This window comes from Nocardia bhagyanarayanae (assembly GCF_006716565.1).
Lineage (GTDB): Bacteria > Actinomycetota > Actinomycetes > Mycobacteriales > Mycobacteriaceae > Nocardia > Nocardia bhagyanarayanae.
In genome coordinates this window covers 5,687,958-5,702,246 of record NZ_VFPG01000001.1, presented here as the reverse complement: position 1 = coordinate 5,702,246, position 14,289 = coordinate 5,687,958, and the positions used below count along the sequence as shown (strand labels likewise).

The following is a 14,289-nucleotide window of genomic DNA, read 5'->3' as shown; positions in this document are numbered from 1 at the left end:
GGCTAGCCACCGAAAAACGCCTCATCGGGGCGTGGTGTGGTGCCTGGATGTATGCGTCGAAGTCTGGCGCTGGCAGTGGTCGCGTCGATGCGGCAAGCCGTGACGCGTGCCTCATTATGGTCGGTCAAGGCCTGCGTTCTGCGCCCTCGGCGGCGACAGGACTTGCGGTCGGCGGTGCCGGGGGAGCACTCTTAATGCAAGTTCTATTGGCGTTAACTGGTGGGTGTCGGTCGCCAACGACCTAGGAAGGCAGAGCTGCTCATGATCAATCCGGTGAATCTCCGAGCGACCATCGGCGCACGGGAAGTCACCCGGCAGGAGGTCCTGGACTGGGAATCGCGCCGCGCCGACGCCGTGCTCGCCAAATTTGCCTCGCGGCTGGGCGATCTCGGGATCGATGAACTGCTTCCCGACCATGCCGAGGTGCGTCGTGCTCCGCTGCCGACTCGCCGCACCGCGCTGAACACACTCAAGTACGGGTTGGGGCATGCTGGCATGTACGCCATGCTCAAGCGGGAGATCGCCTTCTCGGAGCGAATGACCAGGGCCGGGGTCGCGATGAGCCGGGGTCGCGTAAAGTTCGCCGCCACTCGTCTGCAGGTACCCGGTTTGTCTGCCCAGCGCTTCGGTGAATGGTTCGACAACCTGGTCGTGATCAACGACGAGAAGACGATGAACGCCGCTTGCCCCGACCACTACCTGCTGCGCGGCTTGGGCGATGGTCGCCAGGAGGTCGTCGAAACCACCGGTGGCGCCCCGGCTGCGTCGCGGTTCCTCGTCGACTACCAGCGCACCGAAGCTATCGAGATCCCCGCGGACCCGGACTACCCGATCCAGATCGTCGGCACCGCCTACCTCGACGACGGTCTCGTGATCGGCGGTGTCCGCCACCAGTTCCGCGACACCAACGGGGTTCTCGATGCGATGATGACGGTGCAGTTTCCCGCCGCGGTTCCGGCCCGCAACATCCACCAGCATCAGTGGCATTTGGCCTGTGAGTTCAGCAACTGGCTGATCGCCTCGGAACCCTACGCCGCCGCGTGATGACCCTGACCGCCGAAGCCGCCACATCCGCCGCCCCGATGCGGCGGAGAGCAGGCCTCGTTCCCTTCGTGGTCACCGTTTTCGCGTTCACGGTCGTCATGGCCGGCGCCACTATGCCCACGCCGCTATATGGCCTGTACGCCGATCGCATGGGCTTCGAACCCTGACTACCACGACGATCTTCGCCGCCTACGCTCTGGGCGTGATCGCGGCGCTGCTCGTGTTCGGGCGGTGGTCCGACGAATTCGGTCGCCGCCCGCTGCTGCTGGCTGGTATCGCGATCGCTTCCAGCGGCGCTGTGGTGTTCCTGACCGCCGGGCCGATCTGGCAGTTGATGATCGCTTGCCTGCTATCGGGGCACTGGTCATCGCTATCTTGTTCCTGGTCTCGGCCGTGGCGCAGATCCTGGGCCGTCCGCTGTCGAACGCGGTCGCGATCGTCATCGGCTGTGCCTTGCTGGCCACTGGCGGGCTGGTCCTGATCGCCGCGCTGACCGTCCAGCAGTGCGCTCTGATGGTCATGGGTGCCACGCTGTGCGGCATCGGCCAGGGCCTGTCGTTCAGCAAAGGCTTCGCCACTCTGCTCGCCTCGGTCGACGACACCCGCCGAGCGGAAGTGGTCTCGGCCTACTTCGTCGTCGCCTATCTGGCCACCTCCGTACCGGTCATCGGCCAAGGCCTCGCCGCGGACCTGTGGGGTCTGCAGGTCGCCGGGACTGCCCTCAACATCGCCATCGTGTCGGTTGCGACGCTGGCGCTGATCACCACCGCCTTGGCGGCGAGACCCCGTCACACAGCGATAGCGAACCTTCGGCACGTCGAGCAGTTCCGCGGCTGGGGCCGTAAGGCTGCGCCGCGCCGTCGCGGACTGGTACGTCGAGAAGTCCGTCGACGACCTCGCCTTCCAGGTGGTGAAGTACCGCCAGCGCGAGGGGTGGACGCACCGCGACCTGCTGCGGCTCGCGCACCCGGATACCGCGGAGGCGGACCGCAAACGCCTGTTCGACTGGATCTGCGGCCGCGAAGCGTCCCTGGACGGGCTGCGGCTCATCGAGGGCTACCACCGGGCGCAGGCCGCGCCTGCGCGCGAGATCCCGGATCTGGTGCGCGCGTACCGGTTGTCCTGGGAGATGCTGCCCGACGCCGCGCTCGACCAGCCCGTCGTGTGAGAGGCGCTGCTGGACAACGGAATTCCGCAGACGACGCTGATGCGCCAGCTGCCGCGACGCGGTGCGCCTACCGGGTGCGCACCGGCCAGGCGGGCGCACCAGCGCCGAATTGCGGTGCGGGCCAGGCGTAGTCGGGGTACTCCGCCAAGACGGGCGCGGCGGTCACGAGAGCGCCGTGGCGCACGGTCAGCTCGGGGTTGGGGGCCGTGGCCGGGCCGTGCTGCAGGGTGCGGGCCGGGTGGGTCAGCAACCAGGACGCCGTGCGCGCCAGGGAGACTCGCACGTCGCGGCCGATGCCGTCGTAGGTGCGGGCGGCCAGCGCGTCGATCACGCCCGCGGCGAGCAGATAGCCGGAGGCGTGGTCGAGGGCCTGCGCGGGCAGGGCGCCCGGCACCGAGGGCGCGCCCTCGAGGATCGAGATGCCGGTGGCGGCCTGCACGATGCTGTCGAAGCCGCGGCGCGAACCCCACGGACCGGACTCGCCCCACGCGCTGACCCGGCCGTGCACCAGGCCGGGGCGCACGGCGGTGGTGAGGCCGGCGTGCTCGAGCGCACCGGGCCGATACCCGCTGACGAGTACGTCGGCCGAGGCGAGGAGATCGTGGAACACCGCCGACTGGGCGCGCACGTCGACGAGCGCGGAGTGTTTGCCCTGGCAGGTGTCGGCGTACTGCCACGGGATCTCGGGTAGCCAGGGCGGATCCACCCGCAGCACTTCCGCCCCGAGCAGCGCCAGCGTCCTGGTGGCGACCGGCCCGGCGATCACCCGGGTCATGTCGAGCACGCGCACGCCGCGCAACGGCTGGAACGGCGTTGCGTCGGAACGGAATTGCGCTCCCGCGCGGTCCTGGCGCGGTTCCATGGCGACGACCGGGCCGGACGCCGCGGCGTGCGCCTGCGGACTCGCGGCCCACTCGTCCTCGGTGCGCACCTGAACCGCGATCGCTCCCGCCGCCGCGGCATTGTCCTCGATGTCGGAGGCGCGGCTCATGGCGATGTGGGCGACCGCGAGATCGAGAGGCGCGTCCTCCGGTAGACCGAGCGCGGCGAGCAGGCGGGTTCGGTGGTGGGGGTAGTTGGCGTGGGTGCGCACCCACCCGTCGAAAGTGGGGAAGAATCCGGATAGATCGGCGAACATCGATACCTGGCGGCCGTTCGCGCGGAGCAGGCTGTCGCTGGAGAACGCGGCGGTGATCCGTTCCGGATCGATCCGGTGCGGCACCGGAGCCAGCCCGTGCGCGTCGCGCAAGCGGTTGGCCGCGGCAGCCACGGCGGCCACCGATCCCGCGGCCAGTGACCATACCGGCAGTGTCGCAGCAAGATTGCTGCCAGGATCGGGAGAGTGCGTAATGTCGGAAGCGGGGACTCCGATTCCGGCTTCGTAGTCGTGGACCAGCCGTGCGTGCGCGTTCACCAGATCGAGACTAGCGGTACCGGAGGAGAAGGAGACCGACGTGGACGAGACGATCACCGCCACCGACTGGCTGCGCGTCCTGCGCACCGACCCGGCGCCGCGCCATTACCTGGTGTGTTTCCCGCCGGGCGGCGGTTCGGCGACCGCCTACCGCGAGCTGGCCCGCGAAATCGGTTCCGGCGTCGCGGTACTGGCCGTGCAGTATCCGGGTCGGCAGGATCGGCTCGCCGAGCCGGCGGTTCCGGATCTGCACGCGCTCGCCGATCTGATCGCCGGGGAGTTGCTGACGCACGGCCCTCGGTCCGGTCTCGCGCTGTTCGGGCACAGTATGGGCGCCACCCTCGCCTACGAGACCGCCCGCAGGCTCGAGGACGGCGGGCAGGAACTCACCGCGCTGTTCGTCTCGGGCCGTCCCGCACCGTCTCTCGCCGAACCCGGCCGCCTGCACCTGGAGTCCGACGAGGCGCTCATCGCGGATTTGGAGCGCCTCGCGGCCGATCCCGCGCCGATCGCGCTGCTGCGCACCGAACCCGGCCTCGCCGACCTGGTGCTGCCCGCGGTGCGCAGCGACTACCAGGCCGTGGAGACCTACGAGTACCGGCAGAGCCCGCCGCTGGCTTGCGATCTCGCCGCACTGGTCAGCACCGAGGACCCGACCGCCACACCGGACCAGGTCGACGAATGGCGGGCGTTCACCTCGGGCGGGTTCGAACGCGCGACCTTCCCCGGTGGCCACTTCTACCTCGACGAACAGGTCGGTGCGCTGGCGGAATTCGTCACCGGGCACCTGCACGACCCCGCGCGCCGCCGCTGAACCGACCGTCCGGAAACGCGTATCACGGGAAACCGACGGAAAACCCTCGGACTTCGCCCCGAAATGCCCGGGTGGCAACCGATCAGCCGAGGTATTCCGACTCGAGGACGAGATCGTGCAGCAGGGATTGGTATTCGACGTGGGTACGGTGCTCCACCGTCCGCCAGCTCAGGCCCTCGTGCTCGCGCATGTAGCGCAGGTAGTCCGGCGCGCCGGGGATCTTCACGTTGTCGGCGACGACGAGGCTGCCCGGATGCAGCCAGCGCACCTCGAGCAGCGCGAGCAGGTCGGGCAGGTACGCGGTCTTCAGGTGGTCCAGGAAGACGAAATCGAGCGCGCCCGAAGCGAAACCGTGATCGACGGCCAGCCTGCGCAGGGTCGTGCCGCCGTCGCCGATCTTGCCGACCACCACCTCGACGCGATCGGCGAGTCCGGCGTGCGCGATCACGTCGGTCGCGATCGCCGCGTTGGCGGCGCTGGCCTCCACCGAGACGAGCCGCCCTTTCGGCGGCAGCAGTCGCCCTGTCCGCACCGCGCTGTATCCGCAGTAGGCGCCGAGCTCCAGCGCGAGCAGCGGCTTCGCCCGCCGGACCGCGGCGTCCAACAGCAGGCCTTTCTCGTCGCCGACGTTCATCAGGATGCTGCGGTTGCGCGCGAAGTCGTCGAAAGCGGCGAGCACACTGTCCGGATCGCCCGCCGACGCGGTGTGCAGCACGTGCTGCCGAACGGCCTCCTCGCGGCCGTCACCGACCTGCCCGGTGCGCAGTACGGACCGTCCGCCGAGCGCGAATCGGATCGTCGACCAGCGCAGGAACGGCGCCTTGTCGCGCAGCAGCGCGCCGAGTCCGCTTCGCCGCGATCCACCCTGATCCGCCATGCGCCCTCCGATCGTCGTAGCCGGTGTCACCCGCGATTCTGCGCGCCCGACCCGGCCCGGCGGTAGAGGCTCACCAAGGCGAGGGCTGATAGTCCTTGAGGAAGCAGCCGTAGAGGTCGACGCCGTCCTCGCCGCGCACAATCGGGTCGTAGACGCGGGCGGCGCCGTCGACCAGGTCGAGCGGGGCGTGGAAGCCTTCCTCGGCCAGGCGGATCTTGGTGTAGTGCGGGCGCTCGTCGGTGATCCAGCCGGTGTCCACGGCGGTCATCAGGATCGAGTCCGACTCGAACATCTCCTTGGCGCTGGTGCGGGTCAGCATGTTCAGCGCCGCCTTGGCCATATTGGTGTGCGGATGTCCCGGTCCTTTGTATCCGCGGCTGAACTGACCCTCCATGGCGGAGACGTTCACGATGTACTTGCGCCGCGCCGACGCGGCCGCCATGGCCGGGCGCAGGCGCGATACCAGGATGAACGGCGCCACCGAATTGCACAGCTGCACTTCGAGCAGCTCGGTGGGATCGACCTCGCCGACGGTCTGCACCCAGCTGTTGGTGTGCGCCAGATCGGGCACCAGCCCGCCCGCGTCGATCGCCACGCCGCGCGAAATCCGTTCGGGGGTGGCCGATCCCGCGACCAGGGCGAGCTCGGCGACGTCCGCGGCGGTGAGTGTGGGCGCCAGCGAGGCGGTGAGCGCGGTCGGGTGCGCCTGCATGGTCTTGCCGAAGCTCACCACATCGGGCAGCTCGCCCGCGGGCAGTGGACCGGACTCGGCGTCCACCAGCGCGCTGTAGGCGCCGGGGGAGCGGCGCACGGTCTGCGCCGCGTTGTTGATCAGGATGTCCAACGGGCCCTGCGCGGCGACGTCGTCGGCGAGCGCCACCACTTGCGCCGGATCGCGCAGGTCGATGCCGACGATGCGCAGCCGGTGCAGCCAGTCGGCGCTGTCGTCCATCGCGGCGAAGCGGCGGATGGCGTCGTTGGGAAAACGGGTGGTGATGGTGGTGTGCGCGCCGTCGCGCAGCAGCCGCAGCGCGATGTACATGCCGATCTTGGCGCGGCCGCCGGTGAGCAGTGCGCGGCGACCGGACAGATCGGTGCGCGCGTCGCGCTTGGCGTGGCTGCTCTCGGCGCACTCGGGGCACAGCTGGTGGTAGAAGGCGTCGACGCGGGTGTAGCGCTGCTTGCAGATGTAGCAAGGCCGCGCGCGCATCAACGTGCCCGCGCTCGCGCCTTTGGCCGTGGAAGTCAGCGGGATGCCCGCGGTCTCGTCGTCGATGCGATTCGGCGAGCCGGTGGCGGTGGCGGCGACCACGGCGCGATCCGCGGTCGAGATCTTGTCGCGCGCCTCGACGCGGCGGCGCTGCTTGAGCTTCTTGAACATGTGCCCGACCGCGCGCTGCACCGCGATCGAGTCGGGGTGTTCCTTGTCCAGCTGTCCGGCCTGGTCGAGTACCCGAAGACAGGTGGCGAGCTCGTCGGGATCGATACTGCTGTCGGCCATCGGGTCTGCGGGGGTCCTTCGTGAGCTGGGCAATCGAAGTCACCATTGTCGCAAACCCCGATGCCGGGTCGCGGTCCGCCCGTGCGGAGCGCGCACGATCTGCCCTGGCCGCGCGGATTCCGGCGCTCGACCGGCCGCTGTTTGTGCAGGAAGGGACCGGGTAGTTGCCGCTGTGTAACTGATGATCATGCAGGTCCGCGGTGTCCTGCTAATCGTTCACTCGGCTGGTCGCCGCGATCGTCCGGAGGAAAGATCGAGGAGGAGACCATGAGTAATCTGCTGGATTCGGTACTCGGCAGCACCGTCTACGACCGCGACGGGGACAAGGTCGGCAAGGTCAAGAAGATCTATGTGGACAACGCGAGCGGCTTCCCGACCTGGATCGCCGTCTCGACCGGCGTGTTCGGCCGCGACTCGCTGGTGCCGCTGGCGGGCGCCGAACACCGGCGCGACCGCTCGGCGCTGCAGGTGCGGGTCGGCAAGGACGAGGTCAAGTCCGCGCCGTACCTGGACGAGGACGGCAACATCAGCCAGCGCAGCGAGCGAGAACTGTTCGACCACTACCACATCGACCCGGCCCTCTCGGCATGGAAGACCTACGGCAGGCCCTACGGCGAGAACCAGATGGGCAACCAGCCCAACGCGGCGGACCGGGCGATCGACGGCAACAGGCGGACCGGCATGGAGCACACCGACGACGGCGAGCTGATCCGTTCCGAGGAGCGGCTGAACATCGGCACCGATCGCGAGGCGGCGGGCAGGGCGCGCGTCCGCAAGTACGTGGTCGAGGACGAGGAGACGGTGGCCGTGCCGACCAAGCACGACGAAGCGCGTCTGGTTCGCGAGCCCATCGCCGATCCGGCGTCGGCGCGCGGCGAGATCGGCGACGACGAACAGGAGATGACCTTGTTCCGCGACGAGGTCACCGTGCGCAAGGACTCGGTCCCGGTGGAACGGGTGCGGCTGGAGGTCGACGAGGTCGACGACGAGGAGATCGTGTCCGACACGGTGCGCAGGGAGCGTATCGAGGCCGAGGGCATCGACGAGCCGCGCGATCCCGATCGGTGGTGACCGGGCGCGCTACGGTGTCGTCGAGGACCGGAGCACATTCCTCGGCGGCGCCGTCGGCCGATGTGTGATCGAAGGAGAGGTAGCAGTGCCGAACGACTCGGAGGTTCGCGACGCTTTCGACGCGGTACTCACCGCGGCGGACTATCCGATCTGGGTGGTCACCACGGTCGCGTGTGGAATCCGCGCGGGATGTCTCGTCGGCTTCGGCACGCAGCTGAGTATCGACCCGCCGCGATTCGTGGTCGGGTTGTCCGAGAACAACCACACCTTCCGTGTCGCCGCGGACGCCGAACACCTCGCCGTGCACCTGCTGACCGAGGAGGACCGGGAGCTCGCGCGGTTGTTCGGCGGCGAAACAGGCGACAACACAGACAAATTCGCGCGCTGCGAATGGACAGAGGGTCCGCACGGTCTGCCGATCCTGAGCGCGGCGACGCACTGGTTCACGGGCCGCATCGTGGCCAGGTACGACTTCGGCGATCACGTCGGCGTGGTCCTGGAACCGACCGCGGGACGCGCCGCCGATTCGGCGCGTTCCGCACTGCGTCTCACCGCGGTCCTCAATCTATCCCCCGGGCACGAGGCCTGATCGTCCTAGGCTTCGGACGATGGCTTCGCTGCCTGGCTCCACAATCCGACCTTCGAACTCGGTTCATCGGACTGGTTCGGCTCGCATCGCCTGGGTGCCCACGACGGTCAGCAGCGCGAGCTTCTCTGCGGTGTCGGTCCCGGCGCGTGGGGTGAACCAGAGCAACCGCTGGCGGGCGTCCTCGCTGAAGAGGCTGAGGCAGTTGAGGTCGAGCATGCCAACGGTGGGGTGGACGATCCGCTTGCGCTCGTCTCTGCGCACCTCCACGTCCTGGTCGGCCCACAGCGCCTGGAACTCCGGCGACTGCCGCAGCAGCTCGTCCACCAGCTCGGTCGCCTCGGCGTCGCCTGGGCTGCGTCGCCCGACTGCCGCGCGCAGGTCGGCAACGAACGAGCGTGACTGCCTGGCGAGGTCCTCCGGCGGATAGATCTGCCTCGCGGCCGTGTCGGTGAACCATCGGTAGATGAAGCTCGCCGGGCGGCCGCGGTGCGCGGACAGGTCGCCGAGCATCGCGACGGCGAGCGGGTTCTGGACCAGAACGGTGTGCAGGTCGGTGCTCACCATCGCCGGGGTCGCGTCGATTCGTGTCAGCAGGTCGAGCATCGCGGGGTGGACGTGTGACGTCTTCCCGCCCTGGTGCGGGATCGGGCGGTTCGCCAGCCGGTACAGATGGTCGCGTTCGTCGCGACTGAGGCGCAGGGCGCGGGCGAGCGCGGCGAGCATCTGGTCGGAGGGCTGCGATCCGGCACCGCGCTCGAGCTCGGTGTAGTACTCCACCGAGGCGCCGGCCAGAACGGCGACCTCGTCACGACGCAGACCGGGGACGCGGCGCCGTGGGCCGGGCGTGAGCCCGACCTCCTCGGGGCGGATCCGCTCGCGTCGCGAACGCAGGAAGCCACCGAGTTCGGAGTACCTCGTCTTCGACATAGGCACAGCCTTCCTGGGCGGCGTCGTCGGCGCCAGGGGATGTCGTCCCCACCTTCGCAAGCAACTGTCACGGGTCCGCGCCGCGCCACAGAGTGGACGCCATGAACACTTCACTCACCGACTCCGGCGCATCGCCGGTCGCTGGAAAGACGGTCCTGATCACCGGTGGCACGAGCGGGATCGGCGCCGCGACCGCTCGGCTCCTGCTCGTGCGTGGCCACCGGGTCGCCGTCACCGGGCGCGACCCTGGTCGGCTCGCGGCCTTCCTCGACGAAGTCGGCCACGCCGACCGCGTCCTCGGCCTGGTAGCAGATGCCGCCGATTGGGACTCCACGAACACCGCGGTCACCAGTACGGTGGAGCGCTTCGGGTCGCTCGACGCGGCAGTCGCCAACGCGGGCGGCGCGTCCGCGGATCACTTCCGGACGGGCGGTGCCGGCGTCATCGACGGCGGCGATCCGCAGCTGTGGGCGCCGATGGTGCTCGCCAACGTGCTCGGCCCGGCTCTGCTGGCCAAGGCGACCCTGCCCCACCTCGAGCAGTCCCGCGGCCGGCTGGTGCTCATCGGCAGCGTGGCCGGAATCAAGAACAGCCCGGGCAACCTCTACTCCGCCACGAAGTGGGCAGTGGTCGGCTTCGCCGAGAACCTCCGCCTGCACGCCACGACCCGCGGCATCGGAGTCACGGTCGTGAACCCAGGCATGATCGACACCGCGTTCTGGCACGGCCAGGCTCCCCCCATCGCGATGAGCCCGGAGCCGGTGGCCGAGGCGATCGGCTTCGCGCTCGACCAACCGGCAGGCGTCGACCTCAACACGGTGACGATCCGTCCGATCGGCCAGCCCGTCTGACGAGGCGGCGCCTGCTGGTCGCCACTGGGGGCTGTGCGATCGAATGTGAGCACCGAAAGCCGGACCGAAGGAGCGCTCGGAGTACGAGCTCAGCCGCGGGGCAGGCTGGTGTCGGCCGCGGTCAGGTCTTCGACGAAATTGCCGAGCGCCTCGGCGACCAGCAGCGGTTCGGTGCTCGGCAACCAGTGGTCGGCGGGGATCGAGCAGCGCCACAGCCGGTCCACCCAGCGGGCGCTGCCGTAGTAGAGGAACGGCGGCACCAGCACGTCGGTGGTGTCGACCACCAGTTGCACCGGCACCGGGGTCGGCCGCGGACGCGGCCACAGCAGGCGCGGCGCCAGGTTGGCGTGCGCGATGCGCGCGCCCGCGATCAGGTCCGCCCGCCATGTCGGCGCGATCGGCGCGTACGCCGCGGGGATCCCGCCGAGCAGCTCGATCAACCAGGTGCGCATCCGCGGCGGATAGGCGAGGCGGACGGACGCCGTACGCGCCGAGCCCGCACCGTGCCGCCAGAATTTGCGGTCGGCCAGCAGCCGCTGGATCCGGTGCGGCCGGACGGCCAGCTCGCGCAGCTGGACGCCGAGGTGATCGAGATTGGGTCCGGAGATGGCGGTGAAGGAGGCGATCCTGGTGTTGGCGCGCGGATCGCAGACCGCCTCCCACCCCTGGATCGCGCCCCATCCGTGTCCGCAGACGTGCGCGGGCAGGTTCGGGCTGACCGCGTCGAGCACCGCGTAGAGATCGTCGGCCAACTTGTCGAGCCGGAAAGCGCCTGGGCCGGAAGGTGTTTCGGACTCGCCGTGCCCGCGGGCATCGTAGGCGACGACCCGGAAGTCGTCCGCGAGCAACGTGGCGACCTCGCGCCAGACCCGATGGGTGTCGCTGAGTCCGTGCATCAGGACCAGCGGAACGCCGCGCGGGTCACCCCATTCGAAGACCGCGAGCTCACCGTCTGCGCCGCGCACCCTGCGCTCGCGCCGCGGGCGGTGGGTTCCGCCCGATCCGATGCTGTCGAACGATTCGGTCATCTGCTCGCCTCGGTTGCTGTCCATGACTTCCGGGCGCGGGAACCCGAAACGTACTGGCGGTACGTTCCACGATATTGCCAGTACAGCGGCTGTCGAAGCAATGGCGTGCGTGGTCTCGGCACGATGAGCTGGATCACGGATGTGGGGTCCCGGGCCTTGGCTCACGGTCGGCGTACCGCCGGTACGGGTATGCTGCGGGCATGGGACGTACGCACGACAGATCCCCGAGGACGACGATCACCCGTGAGGAGATCGTCGATGCCGCCGTGCGGGTCATCGATCGCGACGGGCCACGGCCGAGCATGGACGCCATCGCGCGGGCGGCGGGCATCACCAAGCCGCGCCTGTACCGGCGATTCGCCGACAAGGCCGATCTCTACGCCGAGATCGGCGACCGGATGGGCAAGTCCGTCGCGGCCGCGGCGGGCACCGATCTGACCCTGGTGCTGCAACCGCCGCGCGTCGCGCTGCGTCGCGTGCTCACCGGCTACGCCGACCGTATTCGCGAACACCCCAATGTTTTCCGGTTTCTCGGTCGAGCGCAGATGAGCCAGCGTGGCGACGGCTCGGTGCTGCAGTTCGATCTCGGTCGCGCCGCGGCCGATCGCTTCACGCGACAGGCGCGCGAGATCGCCGAGTCCGTGCCGATCGATCCCGCCGGAATCGACTATCTCGCCCGCGCCGTCGTCGGGTCGGTCGTCGCCATGACGGATCTGTGGCTGGGTGATTCCGGCCGTCCCGATTCCGGGAGCGCGGCCGAATTCGTCGATCGCGCGGCGGTATTGGTCTGGGGGCTGATCGATGGATACCTGCGCGGGCAGGGCATCGTCGCCGACCCCGATACGCCGATCTTCACCACGCTGGCCGCGCTGGAGTCCGCGCGCTCCGCGAGCTGAACCCCTCCGTCGGTCCGTCGCGAGCACACCCGCGCCCACAGTTGTTGACAAGCCGCCAATAGTGCTGGAATCTGATGACGACGGACCGGCGCCGAGGCCGGTCCGAGGCGAGCAAAGGATCGAACCATGGCACGCGCCGCGTGGAGTGACGACGAGGTAGAAGCCGTACGCGACCTCGCACGAACGTTCTTCGAGAAGGAAGTCGTCCCGCACGAGGAGAAGTTCGTCGCGCAGGGCCACCCCGACCGCAACCTGTACAACCGTGCGGGCGAACTGGGCCTGCTGTGCACCGCCATCCCGACCGAATACGGTGGTGGCGGCGGCACTTTCGCGCACGAGGCGGCGATCATCGAGGAGCAGGCCTTCGCGGGCGACGGCTCGCTCGGCATGGCGGTGCACAGCTCGATCATCGCGCCGTACCTCATCGAGTTCGGTTCCGAGGAGCTCAAGCGGCGGGTGCTGCCCAAGGCGGCCAGCGGCGAGATGGTGCTCTCGATCGGCATGACCGAACCGAGCACCGGATCGGACCTGCAGAACATCAAGACCCGCGCGGTGCGCGAAGGCGACGAATACGTCATCACGGGCTCGAAGATCTTCATCACCAACGGCTGGCTCTGCGACGGCATCGTCATCGCCGCGAAGACGGACCCCGAGAAGGGCGCGGCGGGCGTCTCGCTGATCTTCGCCGAGGTCGGCGCCGACACCCCGGGCTTCACCCGCGGCCGCATCTTGAACAAGATCGGCGGCAAGGCCCAGGACACGGCCGAGCTGTTCTTCGACGGACTCCGGGTGCCCGCCACGAACCTGCTCGGCGAAGCCGAAGGCCAAGGCTTCTACCAGATGATGCAGCTGCTGGCCCAGGAACGACTGGTCACCGCCATCCTCGCCACCGCCATGATGGAGAAGGCGGTCGAATTGACCGTCGACTACACCAAGGGCCGCGAGGCGTTCGGCAAGCCACTGTTCGCGATGCAGAACACCAAGTTCGAACTGGCCGAGTGCGCGACCCTGGCCAGGGTGTGCCGCACGTTCCTCGACGACGCGATCGTCAAGCATCTGCGCGGCGACCTCGACATCCCGACCGCGGCCATGTCGAAATACTGGATCACCGACCAACTCGGTATCGTGGTCGATCGCTGCCTGCAACTGTTCGGCGGCTACGGCTACATGACGGAGTACCCGATTTCCCAGCTCTACACCGGCGCCCGCGTCCTGCGCATCCTGGCGGGCAGCAACGAAGTGATGAAGGATCTCATTGCGCGGTCTCTCTGAAACCCGAAGCGGCGGCGCGGCGTCGGCGGGGCCGAAGAGCGCCGCCGACGAGTCGCCGCGCCGCCGCAGGCTCGAACCCGACGAGCGGCGCGCGCAGATCCTCGCGTGCGCGATCGACATGTTCGGCGAACGTCCGTACGCGGCGGTGTCCACCGCGGAACTCGCGCAGCGCGCCGGGGTGGCCCGCGGGCTGATCAACCATTACTTCGGCAACAAGCGGGATCTCTATCTCGCAGTGGTGCGCCGGATGGTGACCCTGCCCAAGCTCGACGCGATGGTGGTGCCCGCGGGGACCGATCGCGAGCGCGTCGACGCCAGCGTGCACTGGCTGCTGGACACTATCGGCGAGCACGGCAGCACCTGGGTGAAGGTCACCAGCCACGAGGGCGTGGGCGACGACCCCGAGGTGCAGCAGATCCTCGACGAGGCCGACGACGCCGCCGCCGAGCGCACGCTGGTGATGGTCGGCCTCGCCGACTCGGCGCACAGTGCCGAACTGCGAGCGATGGTGCGGGCCTACGGCGGACTGGTCAAGGTCGCGGGCCGGGAGTGGATCACCCGCGGCAACCTCACCCGGGAACAGGTGCACGAACTGCTCGCCGATCTGCTGCTGACGCTGGTCACCGAGACGATGCCGAAGGTCGACCGGCGGCGCTGATCCGCCCGCCGGTTCGGCACGGGTACCCGCCGTAACCAGCGGATACGGGTCGGTTCGCGCGTGAATCTCGCTCCTGGATCGGGCATTTGGCAGGACGTGACTGCTCGAATCTTTCCGGCATTCTTGCGGAGGGGCTTGATTGCTGGGAGTAAGCTGATCTGGACGCCTTTCCAGCAGTG

Annotated in this window: 16 protein-coding genes; 11 read left to right on the top strand and 5 right to left on the bottom strand. The window is 69.1% G+C overall.

Annotation, left to right across the window (positions count from 1 at the left end; translation table 11 throughout):
* The first annotated feature begins 273 nt into the window (after window positions 1-273).
* The 4 genes from FB390_RS24960 (at window position 274) to FB390_RS33725 (ending at window position 2,212) form a co-directional block, all read left to right on the top strand.
* Window positions 274-1,044, top strand: a complete 771-nt coding sequence (locus tag FB390_RS24960) for a hypothetical protein (RefSeq protein WP_246124198.1) — start codon at window positions 274-276, stop codon at window positions 1,042-1,044.
* Complete coding sequence (locus FB390_RS34765) at window positions 1,044-1,211, top strand: hypothetical protein (protein WP_342780432.1); 168 nt, start codon at window positions 1,044-1,046, stop codon at window positions 1,209-1,211. The genes FB390_RS24960 and FB390_RS34765 overlap by 1 nt, the downstream gene beginning before the upstream one ends.
* Complete coding sequence (locus FB390_RS34760; protein ID WP_342780449.1) at window positions 1,172-1,525, top strand: MFS transporter; 354 nt, start codon at window positions 1,172-1,174, stop codon at window positions 1,523-1,525. Before FB390_RS34765 ends, FB390_RS34760 begins: the two co-directional genes overlap by 40 nt.
* Window positions 1,526-1,891: 366 nt before the next feature.
* The gene (locus tag FB390_RS33725; protein WP_342780448.1) at window positions 1,892-2,212 is read left to right on the top strand and encodes a TROVE domain-containing protein; all 321 of its coding nucleotides are present in this window, start codon (window positions 1,892-1,894) and stop codon (window positions 2,210-2,212) included.
* Window positions 2,213-2,279: 67 nt separating this feature from the next.
* Here FB390_RS33725 and FB390_RS24950 read toward each other — a convergent pair whose 3' ends face one another.
* Window positions 2,280-3,626 (bottom strand): CoA transferase, encoded by a 1,347-nt coding sequence (locus FB390_RS24950; protein WP_141811139.1) that lies wholly within the window; start codon window positions 3,624-3,626, stop codon window positions 2,280-2,282.
* 40 nt (window positions 3,627-3,666) lie between these two features.
* On the opposite strand from FB390_RS24950, the gene FB390_RS24945 reads away from it, so the two are divergent.
* Complete coding sequence (locus FB390_RS24945) at window positions 3,667-4,440, top strand: thioesterase II family protein (RefSeq protein ID WP_141811138.1); 774 nt, start codon at window positions 3,667-3,669, stop codon at window positions 4,438-4,440.
* Window positions 4,441-4,522: 82 nt separating this feature from the next.
* On the opposite strand, the gene FB390_RS24940 is transcribed toward FB390_RS24945, so the two are convergent.
* Both FB390_RS24940 and FB390_RS24935 read right to left on the bottom strand, forming a co-directional pair.
* Window positions 4,523-5,317, bottom strand: a complete 795-nt coding sequence (locus FB390_RS24940) for an O-methyltransferase (RefSeq protein ID WP_141811137.1) — start codon at window positions 5,315-5,317, stop codon at window positions 4,523-4,525.
* 70 nt (window positions 5,318-5,387) lie between these two features.
* Window positions 5,388-6,818, bottom strand: coding sequence for an SDR family oxidoreductase (locus FB390_RS24935; RefSeq protein ID WP_141811136.1), 1,431 nt, complete (start codon window positions 6,816-6,818; stop codon window positions 5,388-5,390).
* Between the two features lie 267 nt (window positions 6,819-7,085).
* On the opposite strand from FB390_RS24935, the gene FB390_RS24930 reads away from it, so the two are divergent.
* Window positions 7,086-7,889 carry a PRC and DUF2382 domain-containing protein gene (locus FB390_RS24930; protein ID WP_141811135.1) on the top strand — a complete coding sequence of 268 codons (804 nt, stop codon included), beginning with the start codon at window positions 7,086-7,088 and terminating at the stop codon, window positions 7,887-7,889.
* Between the two features lie 85 nt (window positions 7,890-7,974).
* Window positions 7,975-8,478 carry a flavin reductase family protein gene (locus tag FB390_RS24925; protein WP_141811134.1) on the top strand — a complete coding sequence of 168 codons (504 nt, stop codon included), beginning with the start codon at window positions 7,975-7,977 and terminating at the stop codon, window positions 8,476-8,478.
* Between the two features lie 63 nt (window positions 8,479-8,541).
* On the opposite strand, the gene FB390_RS24920 is transcribed toward FB390_RS24925, so the two are convergent.
* Window positions 8,542-9,405: a helix-turn-helix transcriptional regulator gene (locus FB390_RS24920; RefSeq protein ID WP_141811133.1), complete on the bottom strand. Its 864-nt coding sequence runs from the start codon at window positions 9,403-9,405 to the stop codon at window positions 8,542-8,544.
* Between the two features lie 101 nt (window positions 9,406-9,506).
* On the opposite strand from FB390_RS24920, the gene FB390_RS24915 reads away from it, so the two are divergent.
* Window positions 9,507-10,256 carry an SDR family oxidoreductase gene (locus FB390_RS24915; RefSeq protein ID WP_141811132.1) on the top strand — a complete coding sequence of 250 codons (750 nt, stop codon included), beginning with the start codon at window positions 9,507-9,509 and terminating at the stop codon, window positions 10,254-10,256.
* A gap of 89 nt (window positions 10,257-10,345) precedes the next feature.
* On the opposite strand, the gene FB390_RS24910 is transcribed toward FB390_RS24915, so the two are convergent.
* Window positions 10,346-11,284, bottom strand: coding sequence for an alpha/beta fold hydrolase (locus FB390_RS24910; RefSeq protein WP_141811131.1), 939 nt, complete (start codon window positions 11,282-11,284; stop codon window positions 10,346-10,348).
* Between the two features lie 200 nt (window positions 11,285-11,484).
* Between FB390_RS24910 and FB390_RS24905 the strand changes: the two genes are divergently transcribed.
* From FB390_RS24905 to FB390_RS24895, 3 genes are all read left to right on the top strand, one after another.
* On the top strand, window positions 11,485-12,180 hold the full coding sequence (locus tag FB390_RS24905; protein ID WP_141811130.1) for a TetR/AcrR family transcriptional regulator: 696 nt from the start codon (window positions 11,485-11,487) through the stop codon (window positions 12,178-12,180).
* 126 nt (window positions 12,181-12,306) lie between these two features.
* Window positions 12,307-13,452, top strand: coding sequence for an acyl-CoA dehydrogenase family protein (locus FB390_RS24900; RefSeq protein WP_141811129.1), 1,146 nt, complete (start codon window positions 12,307-12,309; stop codon window positions 13,450-13,452).
* Window positions 13,436-14,110, top strand: a complete 675-nt coding sequence (locus FB390_RS24895) for a TetR/AcrR family transcriptional regulator (protein ID WP_221639359.1) — start codon at window positions 13,436-13,438, stop codon at window positions 14,108-14,110. The genes FB390_RS24900 and FB390_RS24895 overlap by 17 nt, the downstream gene beginning before the upstream one ends.
* Window positions 14,111-14,289 lie beyond the last annotated feature (179 nt).

Bases quoted from the DNA above. Each gene is read 5' to 3' on its own strand.
- FB390_RS34765 (WP_342780432.1), top strand. From the start codon at position 1,044: ATGACCCTGACCGCCGAAGCCGCCACATCCGCCGCCCCGATGCGGCGG.
- FB390_RS24940 (WP_141811137.1), bottom strand. From the start codon at position 5,317: ATGGCGGATCAGGGTGGATCGCGGCGAAGCGGACTCGGCGCGCTGCTG.
- FB390_RS24935 (WP_141811136.1), bottom strand. From the start codon at position 6,818: ATGGCCGACAGCAGTATCGATCCCGACGAGCTCGCCACCTGTCTTCGG.
- FB390_RS24915 (WP_141811132.1), top strand. From the start codon at position 9,507: ATGAACACTTCACTCACCGACTCCGGCGCATCGCCGGTCGCTGGAAAG.
- FB390_RS24910 (WP_141811131.1), bottom strand. From the start codon at position 11,284: ATGACCGAATCGTTCGACAGCATCGGATCGGGCGGAACCCACCGCCCG.
- FB390_RS24920 (WP_141811133.1), bottom strand. From the start codon at position 9,405: ATGTCGAAGACGAGGTACTCCGAACTCGGTGGCTTCCTGCGTTCGCGA.
- FB390_RS24930 (WP_141811135.1), top strand. From the start codon at position 7,086: ATGAGTAATCTGCTGGATTCGGTACTCGGCAGCACCGTCTACGACCGC.
- FB390_RS24900 (WP_141811129.1), top strand. From the start codon at position 12,307: ATGGCACGCGCCGCGTGGAGTGACGACGAGGTAGAAGCCGTACGCGAC.
- FB390_RS24905 (WP_141811130.1), top strand. From the start codon at position 11,485: ATGGGACGTACGCACGACAGATCCCCGAGGACGACGATCACCCGTGAG.